Genomic DNA, 17,137 nt, shown 5'->3' on the forward strand with positions numbered 1-17,137 from the left:
GCTATCCGCCATCACGGAAGCGCCCACCTGCGACTGTCCGCTGGTAATGAGCTCCCGCGCCGCACTGGCCCTGACACGCGGCCGCCAAGTGCGCCGAGGCCGGCTCGAAAGCCTCCACAGCGTCGGCATAGAGCATGCTTGCCTCCGGCTCGTTGCGTTCCTTGACCCAGTGAGCTAGGACGTCAAGGATGATCCGGTTATCGCGCACGTCCTCCCAGCGGCTCGGCCGAGAGGCCGGCGCGATGATTTGTGGCTCGGCCGGGTCCGGGGAGGCAAGTACTCCCCCGCTGTGGTCATCTGAGGACCGCGACTCGTCGTCTGCACCCGGCCGGCCGGTGGTGCCGGCCGCCGCCAGGCCTTGGCCGTAAATGCCAACTCCGGAACCGCCACCACGCTTCACCCATGCCATCCGTCGAGCGTAGTCCCGCCCACAGACGCAACGCCCAGTCGGCCGTCTACGGTGCAAGTGAAACTAGCCAGCTCAGCGGTCCGATCAGAACCGCAAGTAAGCCAACCGCCATAAGGGTGGGCATCTGCCACTCGCCCCCGGCGTTCCGGTACTCCCGAAGGAACATGACCTGTTTGGCGAGGGGCGGCAGGATCACTCCCAGCAACCCCGAGAGGAGCGCGAGCACCACGAAAGCATCCACGATGGGGAGGGTGATTCGCTGCCATACACCAAGGAGAGCAGCGATCTCTCCCATACCCATCAGGAGGACCACGGCGGCTCGGCCGATAGCCTGAGTCGCGTTCCACTGCCCCGGGTCGTCGTCCCGCCCGAAATATGAGTCAGGGCGCCGGGTGAGAAAGCGCGATTCAAACAGCATGGCGAGGTACAACACTGGAATGATTTGGGCTGCGGTGACGTAGAAATCCATAGCCCGAGGGTAGGGCCGGCCCTCTCTCCACCAGCTAGAACCGTTCGTTATCGGTCGTCGCTGCTGAACACTGCGGGTCCTTGCCGTCGTAGCGGGTTCCACTGACCGCCACAGCGTGCCAGCCGGCGAGCTGACGGCACACCTGGGCCAGGCGGTCCGTGGTCGCGTGCAACTCGCCCAGAAGGGTCTAGCAGCCCTTTGAGCTGGGGCTGGTTCGGATGGAGTGTGCCAGGGTCCGAGCAACGGCCTCCATCTCGGCGGCGGTGTCGATTTGGCGAGATTCTTCGTTGATGCTCACTGGTGTTCCTCTCGTGCCGCGGCAGCGCCACCCTGGGGTATCTCACGGGCCCCGACCGAGGGAAACGGGCGGCCGTCGTTGTATTTGGCTTCCAGCCGTTCAACTTCGGCCATGACGGCCCGGTTCACGAACTGCCATAGGTTGCGGTTCCCCTCGGTGGTCATCGTGTAGAGGATCGCTCCTCGCACTCGGGCGGTGTCCTGGGGGTCCTGGTAGAACGACACTTTGTGGGGGTATTTCTTGCCCGCACTGCGGCGTCCGCTGTCAGCGGTCGTTGCTGCGGACACGGCAGGCCCTTCGGTCTGCACTGTCGGAGTGGCAGGCGGCGGTCCAGCGTGCGCCGGGGCGATCGGGTTGGTGCCGGCGAGGGAGGATTTGCGCGCGGTGGGGCGAGTCATGGGGTGTCTCCTTCAAGGGCGGTCAGGTGGTCGGCGTAGAGCTGGGCAAGTTCTTCGGCCTCGGCGGTCCCCCATTCGTCGAGCCCGCGGGCGGCCTCGGCCGCGTCCGCGATGACGACTTTCTTCGGAATGGGCGGGGTGAGCACGTGCAGCCTCCGGGCCTGAGCAGCGGCGTGCAGCTCGTCGTGCCAGGTCTTGCCTGAGACGGTCCGTTCCTCGTGCATGTTGATGATGACGCCGGCCACGCTTAGCGCAGCGTTGTAGTAGCTGCGCACGCTGTCGATTGTGTCCAGCAGTTGGGCCAGGCCGTTGAGGCTCCATTGCTTCGACTGTGTGACGATGACGACGCCCTGGGCGGCAGTGAGCCCGTTGATGGTGAGTTGGTCCAGGCTTGGTGCACAGTCGATCAGGATCACGTCATAGTCCGAGACCACGCCGGCCAGGGCCTCGCGTAGGCGGCCCTCGCGACCGGCCCCGGCGATGACCAGTTCATCACGGACGGCCCCGAGGGTGACGCCTGACGTTGGTACGACGTCCAGGCCTGGCCAGAGTCCTGGGACGATGACCTCGCGGATGGTCTCGGGGGCACGGGCGCTGAGGACGTCGGCAAGGCCGGCCTGGTCCTCCCCCACGGCTTCGGAGGCCGCGGCGGCGGCGATGTTGCCCTCGGGATCGTTGTCGACGATGAGGATGCGCTGCAGGTGGAACGTAGTCGTCGACTTGCTCACGCCCCCCTTCTGGTTGCAGAGGGACAAGATTCGAGCACTCACGAGTTTACCTCCGACCACGCCAGGAGCAGCAGCTGCTCGTTCGACGCTCCCTCTGCTCTGGGCGGGCGTCGGACTGACGCTGCTCTACTTCGGTGCCGAGGCCTTCGGGCTGCACGCGATCGCGATCGCCGACGATGAGTCGATAATTCTGGAGATCTCGGAAGCGATCCGAAACGGCCTAATCCAGGTCACGGCGTTCGGAGTAGGGCTTCTCCTTGTCGCAGCAGGAGCGATCACCTTGGCAATCTCGGTCTGGCGCGGTGGCGTTCTTCCCCGGTTCTCCGCTGCACTGCTCGCCGCGATGATCGCACTGTATCTGCCCCAGTATCTTCCTACCTCCGGCCGGTCGAATAGCCCACGGTCTCGTCACTGCCGTCGCCGCACTCTGGCTCGCCGCGGCACTGTGGCGAGCCAGAGCATCCGACCAGCAGGTAGAACGCACGGATTGAGACTGACGACTGACACCGTTGAGCTTCCGGGACTTCTCGATCGGGTTGCTCCCCACGTCGCTAGCGCTTCGCAGGAGGTGCCCCCTGGATGTGAACCTGCGACCCCTTGACCTTCCCAGACCCTGATTCTCTACCCCACGTTCACGGGCCTGTTCATCCAGGAGAGACAGAAAGGCCCGAAATAACACCGCCGCTCGCCTTACCGGAGAACGCACCTCGTCAGTGGAAGAAGTGCCGGGTGCCGTTGGTGAAGTACATGGTGATGCCGGCAGCGTTGGCGGCGGCGATCACCTCGTCGTCGCGCATGGACCCGCCGGGCTGGACCACGGCCTTCACGCCGGCGTCGATGAGGATCTGCAGTCCATCGGCGAAGGGGAAAAAGGCATCCGAGGCGGCCACGGAACCGCGGGCCCGCTCGGGGGCACCGGCACCGGATACGTTCTCGGCCCCACCCGCCGTCGTGATTTCGGCGCCGACGTCCTGGGCACCGGTCATCGCGGCACCGAGGGTGTTGGCGCGCTCGACGGCCAGGCGGCAGGAGTCCAGTCGGTTGACCTGACCCATGCCGATGCCCACAGTGGCTCCGCCCGAGGCGAGCAGCACCGCGTTGGACTTCGCGGCGCGCACGGCCCGCCAGACGAAGGCCAGTTCGGCCAGCGTCTCGTCATCCGCGGCTTCACCGGCAACCAGGGTCCAGCCGCTCGGGTCATCGCCCGGGGCGTCGACGGCATCGCGGGACTGCAACAGCATGCCGCCGGAGATCTGCTTGTACTCGACTGAGTCGCGGCCGTAGCCCTCGGGCAGACGCAACAGGCGCAGATTCTTCTTGGCGGAGAGAATCTCCAGGGCCTCGGCGGAGAATGACGGGGCCACAATGACCTCGGTGAAGATGTCCTTGACGGCCGTGGCCATGCCGGCAGTGACCTCACGGTTGGCGGCGATCACCCCACCGAAAGCGGAGACGGGATCGCAGGCGTGGGCCTTGCGATGGGCTTCGGCGATCGGGTCCTCCCCGGCCTGCCCTGAACCTTCCTCAGCCACGGCCACACCACAGGGATTGGCGTGCTTGGCGACGGCGACGGCCGGCTGGGCGAAGTCGAACGCGGCGCGCAGCGCGGCGTCGGCATCGGTGTAGTTGTTGTAGCTCATCGGCTTGCCGTGCAGCAGCTCCGCCTGAGCGATCCCCGGCACCGCGCCGTCCTCGACGTACAGGGCCGCCTTCTGGTGCGGGTTCTCGCCGTAACGCAGCGTGTCAGCGCGCTGCAGCGTCACCCCGGCGTAGGGCGGGAAGACCGAGGCGCCGGACTCGGCGGCGCCTTCGGCGTCGCTCTCCTCATCGGTGTCGAACTGCGCGGCGGTCCAGGACGCGACGGCGTTGTCATACGCGGCGGTGTGCGCGAACGCCAGGGCGGCCAGCCGGCGCCGGGACGGCAGGCTGAAGCCGCCTTCCTGCGCGGCGGTGACCACATCGCCGTACTTGGCCGGATCCACGACGACGGCCACGGAGGGGTGGTTCTTGGCGGCGGCACGGACCATGGACGGTCCGCCGATGTCGATCTGTTCGACCACCTCGTCCTGCCCGGCGCCGGAGCGCACGGTGTCTACGAAGGGATAGAGATTGACGACCACCAGGTCGAAGGGCTGCACGTTCAACTGCTCCAGCTGCGCCACGTGATCCTCGCGGCGACGATCGGCGAGGATGCCGGCGTGGACCATGGGGTGCAGGGTCTTCACGCGACCGTCGAGGCACTCCTGGAACCCGGTCACCTCCGAGACCTCGGTCACCGGCACTCCGGCGTCCGCGATGCGGCGGGCGGTCGAACCGGTGGAGACGATCTGCACACCGGCGGCGTGCAGGCCGGTGGCCAGCTCCTCGAGCCCGGTCTTGTCATAGACGGAGATCAGGGCCCGCTTGAGCGGGACGCGGTCGAGCTGAATGGTCACGGGTGTACTCCTGTGGCTGGGGTGAGGCTCAAAGCCTGCAGTTCACGGTGCCGGACGGGCCGGACGCCGGGTCTAGTGTATTCCGGCGCCGTCCTCGTCCGGCGGGGATGACGGCTCCGGTTGGGGCGACGGCTCAGGTTCGGATGGCGCCTCCGAGCCCGCCAGCTGGTCCACCAGCGCCGCGGCTTTCCGCTCGGTGCGCTCCTGCACGGTGAACTCGGTGGCGAACAACAGTCCGTAGCCGAAAGTGTCCTCGCCCTTGCGGCCCGCGACCTTGGCGGTTTCGGCCACATGCTCCTGGAACATCACGGAGTCCCGGTGCTCGCCGAGCACGTCCTGCAGCTTCTTCGCGGTCTTCATCCGGTCGACCAGTTCGGCGCCGAGGTCGAGACCGGTCGCGTCTTGAACGGCCTTGACCGCGTAACGCAGCCGCTTGGCCTCCTTGCGGACATCGTGCATCAGCTCGATGCGGTGGGCCGGGTCATCCTCACTGCCGACACTGGCCGCGAGCGCCAACACCGAGTCCACCTGCTCGGCCGCCAACGGCACCATGGCGTGCGCGGCGTCGACCCTCTCGTCCGCTGCGAGATCCGGATGTTCGGAGTTCATCGGTACGTCGGCGGCGAAGGCGTCCAGCCGGTCCAGCACCTCGAAATACCAGTCGGACCGCATGCGTTTGACGAGCTTGGCGTGGGCGGCCTCGTAGGCGGAGGCTTTGGAGTCCCGCAGACGTTTGACGGTCTTGCCCGGCACCATCGCCGCGACCGGGCCGTTCTTGCCGCCGGGAAGAGCAGCGACCTTGTCCTTGACCTGATCGCGGACCACCTCGGCGTCGCGAGCCGTGGACAGCAGCGTCCCGAGCTTCTTGAGATCCTTGATGACCTCCGACGACCGCTCCTGCTCCAGCAAAGCCGAATAGGTCTGGAGCGTGGAGCGCAACGTGCGGCAGCAGACCCGGTACTGATGAACGGAATCCTCCACGTCGCGCCGCACCAGCGGATCCCACCCCTTGAGCTTCTGCACCTGCGCGCGCACCGTGGCGGTGAGCACCGCGCGCACGTCCGGCTGCCCGACGTCGGGCCCTGGGTTCTCGCTGTCCCGCAGCGGAGCGTTCGGATCCAGCGGGTCCGCCGCCCTGCCCACCACCTTCTCCACCTTGGAACCGGAGGCGGAGGGCCGGGCACCAGCCGATTCCAGGACCGTCCCGACGGCGTCCAGAAACGGATCCGTGCTGCCCACCAGGGCGGAGACCAGGTCCGCGTCGATGATCTCCACTTCCCATTCGCGCCAGTGCTGCACGCGGGACTCTGTCCGGAGACCGACGGCCATCGCCGCGACCTGGTCATCGCTGACCTCGGCCAGCCGACGGCCTTGGGCGTTCATCAGATCCACCACCGAGCGCAGGGTGTTCAACCGGGCGATGGGAATCAGCGTCTTCGACCGAACATGAGCCCGCACCAGGTCCAGGATCTGCTCCGGAACCGTCACGGACACGGAGCCGCCCACGATGTCCAGGGCCTCGTCCTTGCCCAGCGGAGCCTGCAACTCCAGCCGGCGGTCACCGCGGCCGATCTTGACGTGCCAACCGGCGTCGGTTCCCCCGGTGCGGCGGCGCAGCGTGACACTGTTCGCTGACAGGTCCCGGTCCGTGGTGTCGAAGTAGATGGCCTCCAGAGACATCGGCGGGCGGTAGCGCACTTGGGCCACACCGCCCACGCCGTTCAGCCGCGGCAGGGAGGCCTGACCGTCGACGTCATACTTCCGCTCGATTTCCACGTGGACCGTCGCTGTCATGACTTCATGGTCCCAGATGGGGCTGAGAGTCAGGTCCTCGCCTAAGGTTCTTTCTTAACGCTCGCTCCGTTTCGACACTCGCTCGGCTTCGATACGCCCTCGTACCGGAAGACATGATGACACCTCTCGCCAACTCACACTCCTCAACTCTGCCCACCGGGGAAGAAGTCGTCCAAGACCTGCCCTGGCGGTGGAACACTCAGGGACGGATCTTCCTCATCGGTGGACTCGGGTTCATGTTCGACGCCTGGGACGTCTCCCTGAACGGCGTACTGATCCCCCTGCTGCGCGAGGAATGGGCCTTGTCCGCCGGGCAGGCCGCCTGGATCGGCACCGCCAACCTCATCGGCATGGCCCTCGGTGCGTTCATGTGGGGCACGGTGGCCGACCGGATCGGACGCAAGAAGGCCTTCGCCGCGACTCTGTTGGTGTTCTCCCTCTTCACGCTGGCCGGTGCCCTCAGCGGAGGGATCGGCTGGTTCGTGCTGTTCCGCTTCCTGGCCGGCTTCGGCCTCGGTGGCTGCATTCCCGTGGACTACGCACTCGTCGGGGAATTCACTCCGCGCAAGGCACGCGGCACCGTGTTGACGGCGATGGACGGGTGGTGGCCGATCGGCGCGGCCGCCTGTGGTTTCCTCTCCGCCTGGCTGGTCGCTCAGTGGGGTGACTGGAGGCTGCCGATGCTGGCGATGATCCTGCCGGCCCTGCTCGTCTTCTTCGTCCGACTCCTGGTCCCCGAATCCCCGCTGTTCCTCATCCAGCAGGGCCGCGAGAAGGAGGCACGGTCGGTGATCGACACCCTGGTGCGCCGGACCGGAACACCGCAACGCGACTACGTCTTGCCTCCGGTCCCCCAGCCCAAGCCGCTGACCGTGGCATCCATGGGAGAGCAGCTGGCCGACCTGTGGCGATACTCCTGGCGGATCACCACGGTCGCCTGGTCCCTGTTCTTCACGCTCATGCTCGTCTACTACATCGCCCTGCAGTGGCTGCCGACCTTCCTGATCGACGCCGGCTACGAGCAGTCGCGGGCGTTCATCATGACCGGGGCGATGGCCGCCGTCGGCCTGCTGGGGGTGATCGTGGCGGCGTGGCTCGTCGAGAAGACCGGCCGCAAGTGGCTGCTGGCGGTCACCGCCGTCGTCTCGTCCTTCCTGCTGGTCGCCCTGGCCGCCCTGCTCGATGTGCCGGCTGCCGTGCTGCCGCTGGTGCTCGGCTTCGGTTTCGTGGTGCAGGTGGCGATTCCGGTGCTGTACGCGTACGTCTCGGAGCTGTATCCGACCAAGCTGCGTGGCTCGGGCTTCGGCTGGGCCTCGGCCGTGTCCCGGGTGGCCGCCGGCGTCGGACCGCTGGTGTTCGTTGCGGCCCTCGTGCCGGCGCTCGGCCTGACGGTGGCGTTCGTGGTCACGGGTGTGCTGGTGGTGGTGGCCTGTGTGCTGATGTTATTCATCGCACCGGAGACCAAGGGGCGCGAACTGGAAGTGACGGAGGCGTGAGGGACATGACGGAGAGTTCGAGCGGTGTTGCCGTGGTCTTCATCGACCTGCAGGAGGGTTTCTTCGAGTTCCCGGAGATGCAGGACAGCCGGCAACGGCTCGTCAGCGAGTCCACCTGGCTGGCCGGCGTCGCCCGCTCTCACGGGCACCGGGTGTTCGTGGTGCGCACCGTGCATGCCCGGGACAAGTCGACCTGGACCCTGAAGATGCTCGAGGACGATCAGGGGTTCAACTTCGAGGGCAGCCACCAGGCGGAGCTGCTGAACGAGCTGGAGCTGGAACCGGCCACGCACCTGCAGAAGATTCGGGACAGCGCCTTCCACGGAACCTCCCTGGCCCAACGGCTCCGGACCGGCGGGATTCACACGCTCGTGTTGGCCGGGGTGACGGCCGAGTCCTGCGTGGGCGCCACCGGTCGGGACGCCTTCGCCCATGACTTCCAGGTGGTGTACGCCCGGAACGCCATCGCCTCCTCCGACCCGGACAGCGGGTGGTCCGAGCTCGAGGGAATCTGCGAGAACTTCCGTCAGCGGATTCTCGACCGGCCGGACCTGGAACGGCTGCTGACTACGACCTCCGGCTAGGCAGTCGCAGCAGCGTCTCCAGCGGCCCCGTCCGGAATCGGCGGGTCCACAACCACGCGAAGACGATGGACACGCCGATCAGTAGCACCGAGACCAACACCCCGGCGGCGAGCGAGTCCGGACCGGGCCGGACGAACGCTGCGAGCGCCAGCAGATGGCCGACGTAGACGGTCAGGGACAGCCTGCCCATGGCTACCAGGGCCGGCAGTCGCCTGGCTAAGACGTCTTCCGTGAGCAGGCTCAGCCCGAGAACGAACACCGCCGCCCCCATGCTGGAGATCAGCCAGAGGGGCATCTGAGAATGTGCCGTGGCCGAGACGAGCCGATCCCAGCCGATCGTCTGCCCCGGTTCTCCGAACACCAGGATCAGCAGGTGAGACACCACGAACGCCCCGACGGCGGCCGCCGCGCCTCCGCCCACTAGCCGGCGGCGCAGTGCCGGGTCTCGTAGGTTGAGGCGGCCCAGCACCATCCCGAGGAGGAAGGGCGCCGCCCAGACCACCGCCGGATAGGACCCGGAGAACAGGATGTCGTCCAGAATCACCGCGGGCGAGTCCAGCAGCGTCGGCTCTTTGACGCGAAACGCGTCTGCTCCGGCTCGCACGCTCAGCCAGATCAGCGGGCCGACGACGGTGGCCGCAGTACCCAGTCCCGCCACGAGCCACGTGGGAGCCTTCAGCAGGGGCAGGCACACCAGGAAGAGGACACCGTACAGCGGCAGGATCACGCTGGCTTCGTGGCCGGCCATCTGCAGGGCGAGCCCGCCGACCAGCAACAGCACGGCTCTCCACACGATGGTTCCCCATGGAAGGCGTCCGCCGGCCAGGCTGGAGCGGGTCATGATCGACATTCCGACGCCGGCCAGGAGCATGAACAGCACCGAGGAGCGTCCCAGCGGGACGTCGTAGAGGGTGCCCACCATCCCCTCTTCGCCTCGGGGGCCGACGTTCACCATGATCATGCCGATGATCGCCAGGGCACGGGCTGCGTCCAGCCCCGCCATGCGTCCCCCACCGCCGCCACCGCGCGGTTGCTCACCCCGGGAGCCGCCGACGTGGGGATGGCCATCGTCGACGGGGTGTCCGGAAGGAGGGACCGATCCCATGATGATCATTCTTCCCCGTTCCCGGCACCGGAGTCGGCATCCGCGTCGGCGATCTCCACGTCCGCCTCACGCCGACTGTCCGCAGCACCGGTGAGGTGCCCGGTGTCATAGTCGATTTCCAGGGCCTGCACGGAACCGAAGATCGCCTGTTCACGGGTCGTCGGCTGCACCGACCATCCGCGGGCGTCGATCAACCGGGTCAGTTCGGCTGAGGGCTCTTGTTCCACGGCGAGCACGCCGTCCTGCAGGTGATACCGCGGGGTGTCCACCGCCTCTTGCAGTGAGGCGCCCTGCAGTCCCCAGGCCACGAGGACCGGTGTGAGGATGTTCGGGATCTGATGGCCGCCCGGACTGCCCAGTCCCAGCACCGGCCGCTGCTCGGAGTCCAGGACCATGCTCGGCGCCGACCAGCTGACGGATTTGCGGCCGGGCTCCGGCTGGTTGCTCTCCGACTCCTCCGTGGCGAAGCGGGAGAGCTGATTGTTCAGGAAGAAGCCGCCGACATGCTCCGATTCGCTTCCTCCCCAGAAACTGGTCAGGGTGTTCGTCATTGACACCGTCAGCCCCTCCGAGTCGACCACCGTCAGGTGAGTGGTGTTGCCCGCCGTCACCGGCTGCTGCGCCGCCTGGGCGCCGGCACTGTGGACGCTGCTGACGCCGCCGCCGCTCGTGCTGTTGGCGCTCCTGCTGTTGGCACTCACGCCCTCGGCCTCGAGAGTCAGCTGGTCCGCTCTCTGGGCGTTCTGGCCGGCATCGGTCAGTGCGTCGACCGGCACGTCCACGAAGTCCGGATCACCGAAGAATCGATGGACCGATTCCTCGGCGGCAAGCCAGGCTTCGGACATCCGATTGACGTAGCCGGCGCTGCCGGGTTCATGCTCGGCGATGCCCAGGGCCTCGCTGAGCTGCAACTGCTGGACGAGCGCCGCCCCGGGCAGGGGCGGGGCCGCCGAGACGACCTCGTAGTCTCCGAACTCTCCGCTGACCGGAGCGACCTCCTCGGATTCATAGGCCGCCAGTGAGTCGGCATCCAGACCGTCCACCTCGCTCAACTCTGAGGCCAACGGTCCGTCATAGAACGCCTCTGGCCCCTGGTCGGCGAGCGTGGTCATCGTCTCGGCCAGTTCGTCCTGGACAAGGGTGTCCCCGGCACTCAGCGGTTCACCGGAGGCGGAGTGGTAGTGCTCCAGACCCTCGATGGAGCTGGGTCCGAAATCCGCACGCAGCCGTTGAGCGAGGAAATCGGAAACCGGGAAACCCTCCTCCGCGAGGTCGATGGCCGGCTGGAGCACCTCGGCCCAGTCAAGCTCGCCGTGCTCGGCATGGATGTCAGCCAGTCCGGCCACGAAGCCGGGGACTCCGGTGCCGGACGCCGGGATGTTGCCGTCCTGGGCCACCACCTCGCGATAGTCGTAGCCTGTGGCGTCCATACCGGGGGCGGCCAGGATGGCTGACCCACCACCGCCGATCCCGGAGGCGAAGGGCTCGACGACGGCCACGGCGAAAGCAGTGCCCACGGCGGCGTCGACGGCGTTGCCGCCGTCGACCAGTAGGTCCATTCCGGCGTCCACCGCCAACGGGTGCGCCGCGCTCACGCCGTACTGGTCCAGCGAGCCCGAGGGCTCCGGCGTTCCCGCATCGGACGGGGTGGACGAGCTGGCGGAATCGTCCTGGCCGGGCTCCGGCGGCGCACTGGAACCTCCGTTGCCGGCGCTGCCGGTCTCACCGGACCGCGGAGAACCGTCCGGATCCGGTGTGGTGCACCCGGCCAGCATCAGGGCAGTGGCCAGCACGGGGACGGCGAACAGCCGTGGAGCTGTCCCATGATCACGTCGAATCGTGGACTCCTTCGCGAAGGGCGGGGAGATCCGGAGCCGTTCGCTGTCGGCTCCGGGTCGGGCTCGGTTCGACTATCCCACACCGTCCTCCACGAGCGAGGAAGCCCCGCCCGACGAGGTCGTCGAGCGGGGCTAACGCCCAGCCGGTCTGAGGGCTGGCGGAGCTGACGTTCAGCTGGCGGCGCCCTCCGAGATCCGACGGTCCGGGGCGTGGTTGGCCTCGACGTCGGCGGTGCGCAGCAGGAACAGCGCCACCGTGGCGATCAGGACCACCAGGCCGACGCCGATGTAGATCGACTGAGGCGTCCAGCCGCCGTCGAGCAGCGCACCGGTGATCATCGGGGCGAGGATGGCGCCCACGCGGCCGATGCCGATGGCCCAGCCGGCGCCGGTGCTGCGCACCTGCGGGCCGTAGGACTGCGGGGTGAGCACGTACAGCCCGGCGATGCAGCCGTTGATCAGCATGCCGACCACAATGCCCAGCGCGAAGACGGCCCAGATGATCGAGGCCGAAGAGATGAACAGCGTCATGGCCACGGCCGAGGCGATGGTGAACCAGAACAGCACCCCGCGGGTGGACCAGCGAGCGGTCAGGACGCCGAACAGGATCGAACCGATGGTCCCGCCCAGGGTCAACATGATGCCGGCGATGACACCCTGGTTCTGGGTCAGACCGGATTCGGTGAGCAGCTTCGGCGTCCAGGAGTTGACGAAGTAGAAGCCGAACATCACCGTGAAGAAGGCGATCCACACGAGCACGGTGATCTTGAGGTTCTTGCGGCTGAACAGCGCGCCGATCCCGGCCTTCTCGCTGCGTCCGGCAGCCACGTCGGCGGCGGCCTCGGCCTTCGTGCGCTCCGCGGGCAAGGCCTCCACGGCCGGCTGCCCGACCCTGCGGGCCACCCGGTTCAGCTTCTGAAGCGCGGAGGCAGGACGGCGGGTGTAGAGGTACGCGGCGGACTCCGGCAGCAGGGCGAACACCAGAACCAGGGCGACGACGGTCAGGGCACCGCCCAGCACGAACACGGAGCGCCAGCCCAAGGACTCGATCATCCCGACGGCGGCCGTGCCGCCCAGCGAGGCCCCGACACCGTAACCGGCGGCGTAGATGCTCACGGCCAGTCCCCGCCGCTTGCGCGAAGCGTATTCGGAGGAGAGCACGTTGGTGCCCACGAGGATGCCGCCGATGCCCAGCCCCGTGACGATGCGCCACACGCCGAGCTCGGCCGCGCTGTTGGCGGTGGCGGACAGGAACAGCCCGGCGGCATTGACGATCAGGGAAATCAGCGTCATGGGGCGCCGGCCGATGCGGTCAGCCACCGGGCCCAAGGTCAGCGATCCGATGGCCATGCCGATCAGGCCCGCGCTGAGCAGCAGGCCCAGGGTGGTCCCGGAGAGGGCGAACTCCTCGGAGACGGGGTTGGCCGTGAAAGCCATGGCCAGGACGTCGTAACCGTCCAGGGCGTTCAGAAAGGTGCAGACGCCGATGATGAGCCACTGATAGGCGCCCATCGGCGAACGCTCAATGCGATCTCGGAGATCGGTGCCCGGCGACCCGTGGGTGCCCTGGGCAGCGGGTGAGGCGGTGGAATGCTGTGCCATGTGTTCTCTCCCGGATGGCGGCTCCACATGGAACGGCCATACCTATGGTGATAGTGAGTGTGTCTTGCGACATACGTTAGCTGTGAGGGCGGCCACCGGCCAAAGTGAGCCTCACCGCATCCGGGGCCGGTAGTCCTCGGGCCGTTTTCCGGCGGCGAGTTCTCCCAGCACCACCAACAGCAAATGCCGTTCCTGCACCTTGATCCGCTCGTGCAGGATGGCCTCGTTGTCGGTGTCCAGCACCGGCACGGCGGCCTGGGCCAGGATCGGCCCGGTATCCACGCCGGCGTCCGCCACGTGCACCGTGCACCCGGTGACCTTGACCCCGTACCGCAGGGCGTCGCGAACGCCGTGCGCCCCCGGGAAGGCCGGCAAGAGGGCGGGGTGGGTATTCAGGTACCGGCCGTCGAACGCGTCGATGAACTCCTCGCCGACAATCCTCATGAACCCGCTGGAGAGCACGTAGTCCGGAGCATAGGACGAGATGGTGGCGGTCAGCGCGTGGTTCCACGCGGCCCGGTCTGAGTACTGGTCGAAGTCGACCACGAACGTCTCGATCCCGGCGGCCGCCGCCCGGGCGAGCCCACCGGCGTCGGGCCGATCAGTTCCCACGGCCGCGATCTCGACGTCCAGTGTGCCGGCTGCAACGGCATCGATCACCGCCTGCAGATTGGACCCGGAACCGGAAACGAGGGCCACGATGCGCATAGCCACCATGGTAGGCCCGCGTACTCTGGTCGCATGATTTCCTACGGGTCGGTCACCAAGCGTTTCCGGGACGGCACCGTGGCCGTGGACACGTTCACCCTGGAGGTCCCCCGGGGCTCGCTGACGGTGTTGGCCGGCTCCTCCGGCTGTGGCAAGACCACGCTGCTGCGGATGGTCAACCGCATGGTGGACCCCTCGCAAGGCCGGGTGGCCGTGGACGGTCAGGACGTCGCCGGCCAGGATCCCGTGGCCCTGCGCCGGCGGATCGGTTACGTCATGCAGAACTCCGGGCTACTCCCCCACCGCACGGTGGGCCAGAACATCGCCACGGTCCCGCGGCTCAACGGCATGGACCGCGCCGGGGCCCGGCGCAAGACCGCCGAGATGATGGACCTGGTCGGTCTGGCTCCCGAACTGATGGACCGCTATCCCGCTCAGCTCTCCGGCGGACAACAACAGCGCGTCGGTGTCGCCCGCGGGCTTGCTGCCGACCCGGACATCCTGTTGATGGACGAGCCGTTCGGTGCGGTCGACCCCTTGGTGCGCTCCGAACTCCAGCGCCAGCTCGTCTCGCTGCACCGGACCCTCGGCACCACCATCCTCTTCGTCACGCATGACATGGACGAGGCACTGGCCCTCGGGGATCACATCGTGCTGCTGCAGAGTGGCGCCCGCATCGCCCAACAGGGTTCGCCGAAGGAGTTCGTCTCTGACCCCGCCAACGACTTCGTCCGGGAGTTCCTCGGTCTCGACCGCGGCCGGCGCACACTGCACCAGGAGACCGCTGCGGACGGGTCGGTGGTGCTGGTCGATTCCCGGGGACGGCCCGCCGGCATCCTGGCGGAGTGATGGCCGAATGATGATCGAGTGACGATGGGGACAATGACTCCATGACGTGGGTTCTGGACAACCTCCCGATGATCGGCGAGCGACTGTGGGCTCATGTGGCCACCAGCCTTCCGGCCATCCTGCTGGCCCTGCTGATCTCCGTGCCACTGGGCTGGATCGCACACCGATACCGGCCTCTCAACGGGCCGGTTCTCACGGGCGCCGGCCTGCTCTACGCCTTTCCCTCGCTGCCGTTGTTCATCGTGCTGCCGGTGCTGATCGGCACCGGCGTGCGAGACGTGATCAATGTCGTGGTCGCCCTGACGCTGTACGGGGTCGCCCTGCTGGTGCGCAACGTCGCCGACGGCCTGGACGGCATCGCTCCCGAGGCCCGCAACGCCGCCGTCGCCCTGGGGTATTCGCCGCTGCACCGGTTCTTCGCCGTCGATCTGCCCCTGGCCGGGCCGGTCATCCTGGCCGGACTGCGCGTGGTCGCGGTGTCCACGGTGTCGCTGTGCACCGTCGGAGCCGTCCTGGGCATCCCCTCTCTCGGCCTGCTCTTCACCGACGGCTTGCAGCGAGGTCTGCTGGCGGAGGTCCTCACCGGCATCGTGCTGACCGTCCTGCTCGCCCTGGCGCTGGACCGGCTGCTCGTGCTCGCGGGGCGGTTGGCGATGCCGTGGACGGTGTCCGCGGCATGAACCAACTCCGAGACGCGCTGCTGTGGTGCCTGGACCCGATGCAGTGGAATGGCCCCACGGGAATCGGCGCACGCCTGCTGGAGCACCTCGGCTACACGGTGCTTGCACTGATCCTCGCCAGTGCGATCGCCATCCCGGCTGGCTGGTGGGTAGGGCACACGGGCCGTGGTCGAGGCCTGGCCGTCGCGATCTCCGGTGCCGCGCGCGCCCTGCCGACCCTCGGCGTCGTGACCTTGATGGCGCTGTTGATCGGCATTGGCATCGCGGCGCCGATGACCGCGTTCGTCATTCTGGCCATCCCCTCCATCCTCGCCGCGGCCTATGCCGGCGTCGAGGCCGTGGACCGGCAGATCATCGATGCGGCCCGGGCCCAGGGCATGACGGGCGCTCAGATGTTCACCCGCATCGAGGTGCCGCTCGGACTGCCGCCCTTGATCGGCGGTTTGCGCTCGGCGGCATTGCAGGTCATCGCCACGGCCACTCTGGCCGCCTATGTGGGGGCTGGCGGACTGGGCCGGTACCTGTTCCTCGGGTTGAAGACCCAGGACTACGCGATGATGCTCGGCGGATCTCTGCTGGTGGTCGTGCTGGCCATCGCCCTGGACGCGGTCTTCGCCGGACTCGGCTGGGCCACGGTGCCGCGCGGTGTGCGGGTGGCACGTCGCGGCCAGTCGACGTAAGTTCATCATCATGACAGCGTTCACTCGACGTTCTGGTTCTGACCGCCCGGCACGGATGTCGTTACTGGCAGCGGCCGCCGTCGCGACCCTCGCCCTGGCTGGCTGTGGAAGCTCGGATCCGCTCGGTGGCGGGTCCTCGGCCTCCGGTTCGGCGGGTGGGGAATCCGGCTCTGCAGCCGGAGGTGAAGGTGGCGCGGGCGACAGCATCGTCGTCGGCTCTCAGCAGTACTACTCGAACGAGATCATCTCCGAGCTGTATGCCCAGGCGCTGGAGGCCGAGGGGTACAGCGTGGACCGCCAGTACCAGATCGGCCAGCGCGAGGTGTATCTGCCCGAGGTGGAGTCCGGCGCGATCGATGTCATGCCCGAGTACTCGGGCAACCTGCTGCAGTACTACGACAAATCGGCCACGGCCACCACGCCCGAGGAGGTCCACGCGGCCCTGACCGAGGTGCTGCCGGAAGGACTCAGGGTGCTGGAGGCGGCCGAGGCGACGGACCAGGATTCCTACAACGTCACTCAGGAATTCGCCGAGGAGCATTCCTTGACCTCCCTGGCCGACCTGCAGAACGTGGACGAGCCGCTCAAGGTGGCGGCCAATGCCGAGTTCGAAACCCGACCGTACGGGCCGGAAGGGCTGAAGGAGACCTACGGCGTGGAGGCCAGCGTCGTCCCCGTGGAGGACTCGGGCCGCTCGGTGACGGTCAAGGCCCTGGTGGACGGTGACGTCCAGTTGGCCGACATCTATTCGGCGGACCCCTCCATCGAGTCCGAGGGGTTGGTCACGTTGGAGGATCCGGAGAATCTGATCCTGCCGCAGAACGTCACGCCCCTGGTCTCCGATGCCATCGACGAGGAGGCCGCCGCCGTCATCAACGAGGTCAATGCCGAGCTGACTGCCGAGGAACTCATCGGACTCAATCGCCAGTCCGTCGAAGAACAGGCCTCCAGCGGCGATCTCGCTGAGGAGTGGCTGGCCGAGCACGATTTGGTCTAGCGCGTCGACGGAGGTGGGTGGCGGGTCCCCGGCGGCTCCCCGGAGCGCGGCCCAGTAGGGTGGGACG

General features: G+C 67.6%; 17 protein-coding genes. 7 read left to right on the forward strand and 10 right to left on the reverse strand.

The features are described from left to right. Nucleotide 1: 1 nt before the first annotated feature. The 6 genes from ACFQQD_RS12710 to ACFQQD_RS12735 form a co-directional block, all read right to left on the reverse strand. Nucleotides 2-409, reverse strand: a complete 408-nt coding sequence (locus ACFQQD_RS12710; protein WP_378089885.1) for a hypothetical protein — start codon at nt 407-409, stop codon at nt 2-4. A gap of 46 nt (nt 410-455) precedes the next feature. Further along, on the reverse strand, nt 456-878 hold the full coding sequence (locus ACFQQD_RS12715; RefSeq protein WP_378089887.1) for a hypothetical protein: 423 nt from the start codon (nt 876-878) through the stop codon (nt 456-458). A gap of 294 nt (nt 879-1,172) precedes the next feature. After that, entirely contained in the window at nt 1,173-1,574 is a 402-nt protein-coding gene (locus tag ACFQQD_RS12720; protein ID WP_378089889.1) for a hypothetical protein, read from the reverse strand. Then, the gene (locus tag ACFQQD_RS12725; protein ID WP_378089891.1) at nt 1,571-2,362 is read right to left on the reverse strand and encodes a ParA family protein; all 792 of its coding nucleotides are present in this window, start codon (nt 2,360-2,362) and stop codon (nt 1,571-1,573) included. Before ACFQQD_RS12725 ends, ACFQQD_RS12720 begins: the two co-directional genes overlap by 4 nt. A 650-nt stretch (nt 2,363-3,012) precedes the next feature. Then, a complete protein-coding gene (gene purH, locus ACFQQD_RS12730) occupies nt 3,013-4,737 on the reverse strand; it encodes a bifunctional phosphoribosylaminoimidazolecarboxamide formyltransferase/IMP cyclohydrolase (protein ID WP_378089893.1) in 1,725 nt (574 codons plus the stop codon). 72 nt (nt 4,738-4,809) lie between these two features. Continuing rightward, entirely contained in the window at nt 4,810-6,531 is a 1,722-nt protein-coding gene (locus tag ACFQQD_RS12735; protein WP_378089896.1) for a CHAD domain-containing protein, read from the reverse strand. A gap of 113 nt (nt 6,532-6,644) precedes the next feature. On the opposite strand from ACFQQD_RS12735, the gene ACFQQD_RS12740 reads away from it, so the two are divergent. Both ACFQQD_RS12740 and ACFQQD_RS12745 read left to right on the forward strand, forming a co-directional pair. Next, nucleotides 6,645-8,027, forward strand: a complete 1,383-nt coding sequence (locus ACFQQD_RS12740; protein ID WP_378089898.1) for an MFS transporter — start codon at nt 6,645-6,647, stop codon at nt 8,025-8,027. 5 nt (nt 8,028-8,032) lie between these two features. Next, nucleotides 8,033-8,611 (forward strand): cysteine hydrolase family protein, encoded by a 579-nt coding sequence (locus tag ACFQQD_RS12745; RefSeq protein ID WP_378089900.1) that lies wholly within the window; start codon nt 8,033-8,035, stop codon nt 8,609-8,611. On the opposite strand, the gene ACFQQD_RS12750 is transcribed toward ACFQQD_RS12745, so the two are convergent. Both ACFQQD_RS12750 and ACFQQD_RS12755 read right to left on the reverse strand, forming a co-directional pair. Beyond that, complete coding sequence (locus ACFQQD_RS12750; protein WP_378089902.1) at nt 8,595-9,716, reverse strand: DUF418 domain-containing protein; 1,122 nt, start codon at nt 9,714-9,716, stop codon at nt 8,595-8,597. The two genes, ACFQQD_RS12745 and ACFQQD_RS12750, sit on opposite strands and share 17 nt — an antisense overlap. A gap of 5 nt (nt 9,717-9,721) precedes the next feature. Beyond that, nucleotides 9,722-11,509 carry a gamma-glutamyltransferase family protein gene (locus ACFQQD_RS12755; protein WP_378089904.1) on the reverse strand — a complete coding sequence of 596 codons (1,788 nt, stop codon included), beginning with the start codon at nt 11,507-11,509 and terminating at the stop codon, nt 9,722-9,724. Between the two features lie 46 nt (nt 11,510-11,555). Here ACFQQD_RS12755 and ACFQQD_RS12760 point away from each other — a divergent pair, with 46 nt between their 5' ends. Further along, on the forward strand, nt 11,556-11,690 hold the full coding sequence (locus tag ACFQQD_RS12760; RefSeq protein ID WP_378089906.1) for a hypothetical protein: 135 nt from the start codon (nt 11,556-11,558) through the stop codon (nt 11,688-11,690). A gap of 35 nt (nt 11,691-11,725) precedes the next feature. Here ACFQQD_RS12760 and ACFQQD_RS12765 read toward each other — a convergent pair whose 3' ends face one another. Further along, complete coding sequence (locus ACFQQD_RS12765) at nt 11,726-13,156, reverse strand: MFS transporter (RefSeq protein WP_378089908.1); 1,431 nt, start codon at nt 13,154-13,156, stop codon at nt 11,726-11,728. 111 nt (nt 13,157-13,267) lie between these two features. Then, nucleotides 13,268-13,864, reverse strand: a complete 597-nt coding sequence (purN, locus tag ACFQQD_RS12770; RefSeq protein WP_378089910.1) for a phosphoribosylglycinamide formyltransferase — start codon at nt 13,862-13,864, stop codon at nt 13,268-13,270. 33 nt (nt 13,865-13,897) lie between these two features. Here purN and ACFQQD_RS12775 point away from each other — a divergent pair, with 33 nt between their 5' ends. The 4 genes from ACFQQD_RS12775 to ACFQQD_RS12790 are packed head-to-tail and all read left to right on the forward strand — an operon-like array spanning nt 13,898 to nt 17,070. Next, nucleotides 13,898-14,713 carry an ABC transporter ATP-binding protein gene (locus ACFQQD_RS12775; RefSeq protein WP_378089912.1) on the forward strand — a complete coding sequence of 272 codons (816 nt, stop codon included), beginning with the start codon at nt 13,898-13,900 and terminating at the stop codon, nt 14,711-14,713. A 41-nt stretch (nt 14,714-14,754) separates the two neighbouring features. Next, a complete protein-coding gene (locus tag ACFQQD_RS12780; RefSeq protein ID WP_378089914.1) occupies nt 14,755-15,393 on the forward strand; it encodes an ABC transporter permease in 639 nt (212 codons plus the stop codon). Then, nucleotides 15,390-16,073, forward strand: a complete 684-nt coding sequence (locus tag ACFQQD_RS12785; protein WP_378089916.1) for an ABC transporter permease — start codon at nt 15,390-15,392, stop codon at nt 16,071-16,073. The genes ACFQQD_RS12780 and ACFQQD_RS12785 overlap by 4 nt, the downstream gene beginning before the upstream one ends. A gap of 10 nt (nt 16,074-16,083) precedes the next feature. Continuing rightward, a complete protein-coding gene (locus ACFQQD_RS12790; protein ID WP_378089918.1) occupies nt 16,084-17,070 on the forward strand; it encodes an ABC transporter substrate-binding protein in 987 nt (328 codons plus the stop codon). Nucleotides 17,071-17,137 lie beyond the last annotated feature (67 nt).

It is taken from the genome of Citricoccus sp. GCM10030269 (assembly GCF_042665635.1).
Lineage (GTDB): Bacteria > Actinomycetota > Actinomycetes > Actinomycetales > Micrococcaceae > Citricoccus.